Raw genomic sequence first — 3,388 nt, forward strand, 5'->3', positions numbered from 1 at the left:
AACCAAACTGGAGGTCGGCTGGCAACTCGTTTTCCGTCCAATCTCATAAAATCTGTCAGGCCGCCAGGGTGGTGTCCTCAAAACGGTGAGCATTCCAGCACCAGCGCCGCTGGTGCTGGAATGCGATGAATTATGCACATTTGTGATGCGGCACACCCATCAGCTCTGGATTTGGCTCGCCATGGACCGACACACGCGCAAAATCGTGAGTTGCTTTATGGGACGGCGGGATGCAATCAGCGCATTTGGATTGTGGGAGGGTCTACCCACCCCTTACCTTGACGCGGTCTGTCACACAGACCGCCTGGGGGCCTACAAAAGTGTCGTTTTTGGCGCGCTGCACCGCATCGGTGGCACCCAACATATGGAGCGATTCAATGCCACGCTCAGAGTGCGCCTGGCGCATCTGGTTCGAAAAACGCTGTCTTTCAGCCGCAAGCAAGCCAATCTGGAGATGCTGATCTGGCTGTTCATTCACCGCTACAACGCGTCATTACCTTGAACCCTCTACCCATCGGGTGTCGGGCGGGTCCAGGGGTGGAAGAGCAGATTGCCCGCTCTGGAGCGGCTGCACGTCACGGGAGCTTCTCGTCAAACCTTCCATCCTCTGGCTGGAGTCCTGGATGAGCTGCCCTCCAGATGAGCGAGTTGCCGTCAGGCTGTCACCCACTGGGCCGTCATGGGAGTGCCCAGGTGCGCCCGGCATCACGGCCACCCCTGCCGCCGCCCAGACAGCCCGTCCTCTGGCCGCTCTACATGGTGCTGTTCTTCTTCGCGGTGATCGTTCCGGTGGTGGTCCTCAAGAACGCTGGGCGGGCCCTACCACGCTGGGTCTTCGAGGCCAGGTGTGAGCAGACCTATCGGCAGAGCGTTTTCCCCCAGTACAGCGTCCCTGGCTTCTCGTATCTCTACTTTGAGCGCAGCACCGGATTCTCACGCAGGACGGATCCCGCCAGCCAAGCACGCCGACGCAACACTTCGACTACCGAGGCGCAGATGGTGGCCACCGATTTCAGCCATGAGTAGGGGCCATATGAGGACCCTCGCCGCGTGGCGCTGACCTGCCGCACGGATTTACAGGCCCGCACCCATCTCCAGCCGTTCCGCTGAGCTGAGGTTATGGACGGCGGGACGGGGCAGCTGGGGCCTCGCGCTGTGCCGTTCTGGCCTCAAATAGTTCCCGAGGCATCAGCGTCAACTCGCGGGCATGCCCGCTGACATTGCGGGTGCAGCGTTGGCGTACCGGACAGTGCAGGCAGTCTCGACGCGCAAAGCGTACCGAGATCAAGATCCTTATTTTCTGCGAATGAAACGTCAATTCCCCGAAGTGGCAGGTGCTGACGCATCTTCACCAACCCTGGAGCCCGCCAGGATGTGACGTGGCTGTTTGACGCTTGATGTCATGGTTAAACGGCACCCAAGGAGCTCTATGTTAAAAGCAATTCAGCGTTCGCCGCCCGCCACAGTCCTTCTCTGCTTCATGGCGGTGGCCACCACCGGGCTGCTCAGTGCCTGTGGAGGCACTGATTCGTACGCGTCCGTGCCGCCGGTCACCTCACCGTCCCCGAACCCAACGCCAGCTCCCGGGCCAAACCCAATCCCAGATCCCACACCACCCCCTGGACCCGCACCCGTTCCTGCGCCTGCGCCCACGGTGACGGCGACCAGCCCGCGCACCTCTCAGACGAGCGTGCTGCAGGACGCCCGCATCACGGCGACCTTCAGCGCTGACATGAACGCCGCGACCCTGACCAGCAGCAGCTTCACCCTGCGGGACAGCGCTGGGGTTACGGTGCCCGGCATGGTCAGGTATGACGTGGCGAGCCGCACGGCCACCTTCACGCCAAGCACCCTGCTCCGCCGCGGCGTTCAGTACAGTGTCGCCCTGAGCGGCGCCATCACCGCCGCGGCCGGCATCCCGCTGGTCGCCACCGGCTGGAGCTTCGTTGCCGCGGCCGGCCCCGCCCCGGTGGCTCTGGGCACCGCAGGGGACTTCGCGATCCTGGCGCAGAGCGCGGTGTCCACCACCGGCCCCACGAGCGTCACCGGGGACCTGGGGCTCAGCCCGGCGGCCGGGACGTACTACACCGGCTTCTCGGACACCATGGACGCTACGAACAGCTTCTCCACCTCGCCGTACGTCACCGGACGGCTGTACGCCGCGAACATGGCCTCACCCACCCAGGTCAAGCTGACCACTGCCGTTGGAGACATGGGCACCGCGTACACCGACGCGGCTGGACGGGCGAATCCCACCGCCACGGAACTGGCGTCCGGGGAACTCGGCGGGCTCACCCTCGCACCCGGATTGTACAAGTGGAGCAGCGCGGTCCTCGCCAGCAACGACGTGACGCTGAAGGGAGGGCCGAACGACACCTGGATCCTGCAGGTCGGGCAGACGCTGAATCTCGCTAGCGGCGTGCACGTGACGCTCGCGGGCGGTGCGCAGCCGAAAAACATCACCTGGGTGGTGGCGGGTGCGGTGACGCTCGGAACCGGCAGCGGCCTGGAGGGCGTGGTTCTCGGGAAAACCGGGATCGTGCTGCAGACCGGCGCGGTGATGCACGGCCGGGCTCTGGCGCAGACCGCCGTGACGCTGGACGCCAGCACCGTCACCACGCCGTAAAACGCATGATTTGAACGATGCAGACCCAGATCCGGGTCTGCATCTTCTGCGCTCGCGCATCTGGGTCGACCGGGTTCAGCCATTCCGGCTGGGTCTCATACGGACTCCGATTAGTTGGTTGAGAGAGCCCACCAGTGAAAGAGGGTGTGCTGGGTGAGGAGGTCCGGCTGTGTTTCAAGCCAGGCGCAACGTTCGGCCAGCACGTCAGAGAAGTCGTCCAGCGTGTCTAATGCTCGATTGGGGTTGCTGGCCTTGCTGGACGCCAGCAGGCCGTACCGCTTGTCCTCGGCGTCCTCGTACCGAGTCCGCACGTAGGCTTTGGCCGCTTCTAGGTCACGGGTCAGGTACACCTCGAAGCCTTGAGACTGGACACGCCCGGTCAGCCCTCTTGCATCCTCCTCCTCGCCATCCAGCAGGGCGTGCACCCAGCGGTACAGGTCTTCGGCGAGATGCGAGCGCAGCGACACCGTGAGGTCCAGCGCGTCGTTGCTCAGCACCTGCGCGGCGTTCGGAAACAGGTGGGTGATCTTCTCGGGGGCGTGCAAGATCCAAGACTTCTCGCTGCCTTCCAGTGCGGCGTTCCACCCGGCCAGGCCTCCCTCTTCGCCGATGTAGATTTCCTGGCCCTCGCCGATCAGGCCCACCAGCATGGCCCAGCCGGGCATCTGGGCCCCGAGCCGGAGGAAATCCTGGAATGAACCCCTCGGACAGGACCACGGGCCAAGTCACTTCGCCCCGGTCAGCGGCTACGCTGACCAGACC

Annotated in this window: 5 protein-coding genes; 3 read left to right on the plus strand and 2 right to left on the minus strand. The window is 64.1% G+C overall.

Going from position 1 to position 3,388, the window contains the following annotated elements:
• Nucleotides 1-85 precede the first annotated feature (85 nt).
• The gene (locus IEY31_RS18370) at nucleotides 86-502 is read left to right on the plus strand and encodes an IS1 family transposase (protein WP_188974402.1); all 417 of its coding nucleotides are present in this window, start codon (nucleotides 86-88) and stop codon (nucleotides 500-502) included.
• 254 nt (nucleotides 503-756) lie between these two features.
• Nucleotides 757-1,026: a hypothetical protein gene (locus IEY31_RS18375; protein WP_188974403.1), complete on the plus strand. Its 270-nt coding sequence runs from the start codon at nucleotides 757-759 to the stop codon at nucleotides 1,024-1,026.
• A 91-nt stretch (nucleotides 1,027-1,117) separates the two neighbouring features.
• Here IEY31_RS18375 and IEY31_RS19135 read toward each other — a convergent pair whose 3' ends face one another.
• Nucleotides 1,118-1,318: a transposase gene (locus IEY31_RS19135; RefSeq protein ID WP_373289193.1), complete on the minus strand. Its 201-nt coding sequence runs from the start codon at nucleotides 1,316-1,318 to the stop codon at nucleotides 1,118-1,120.
• 336 nt (nucleotides 1,319-1,654) lie between these two features.
• Between IEY31_RS19135 and IEY31_RS18385 the strand changes: the two genes are divergently transcribed.
• Nucleotides 1,655-2,626 (plus strand): ice-binding family protein, encoded by a 972-nt coding sequence (locus IEY31_RS18385; RefSeq protein WP_188974405.1) that lies wholly within the window; start codon nucleotides 1,655-1,657, stop codon nucleotides 2,624-2,626.
• A gap of 110 nt (nucleotides 2,627-2,736) precedes the next feature.
• Here IEY31_RS18385 and IEY31_RS18390 read toward each other — a convergent pair whose 3' ends face one another.
• Nucleotides 2,737-3,291: a DNA/RNA helicase domain-containing protein gene (locus IEY31_RS18390; protein ID WP_188974406.1), complete on the minus strand. Its 555-nt coding sequence runs from the start codon at nucleotides 3,289-3,291 to the stop codon at nucleotides 2,737-2,739.
• Nucleotides 3,292-3,388 lie beyond the last annotated feature (97 nt).

This window comes from Deinococcus aerolatus (assembly GCF_014647055.1).
GTDB lineage: Bacteria > Deinococcota > Deinococci > Deinococcales > Deinococcaceae > Deinococcus > Deinococcus aerolatus.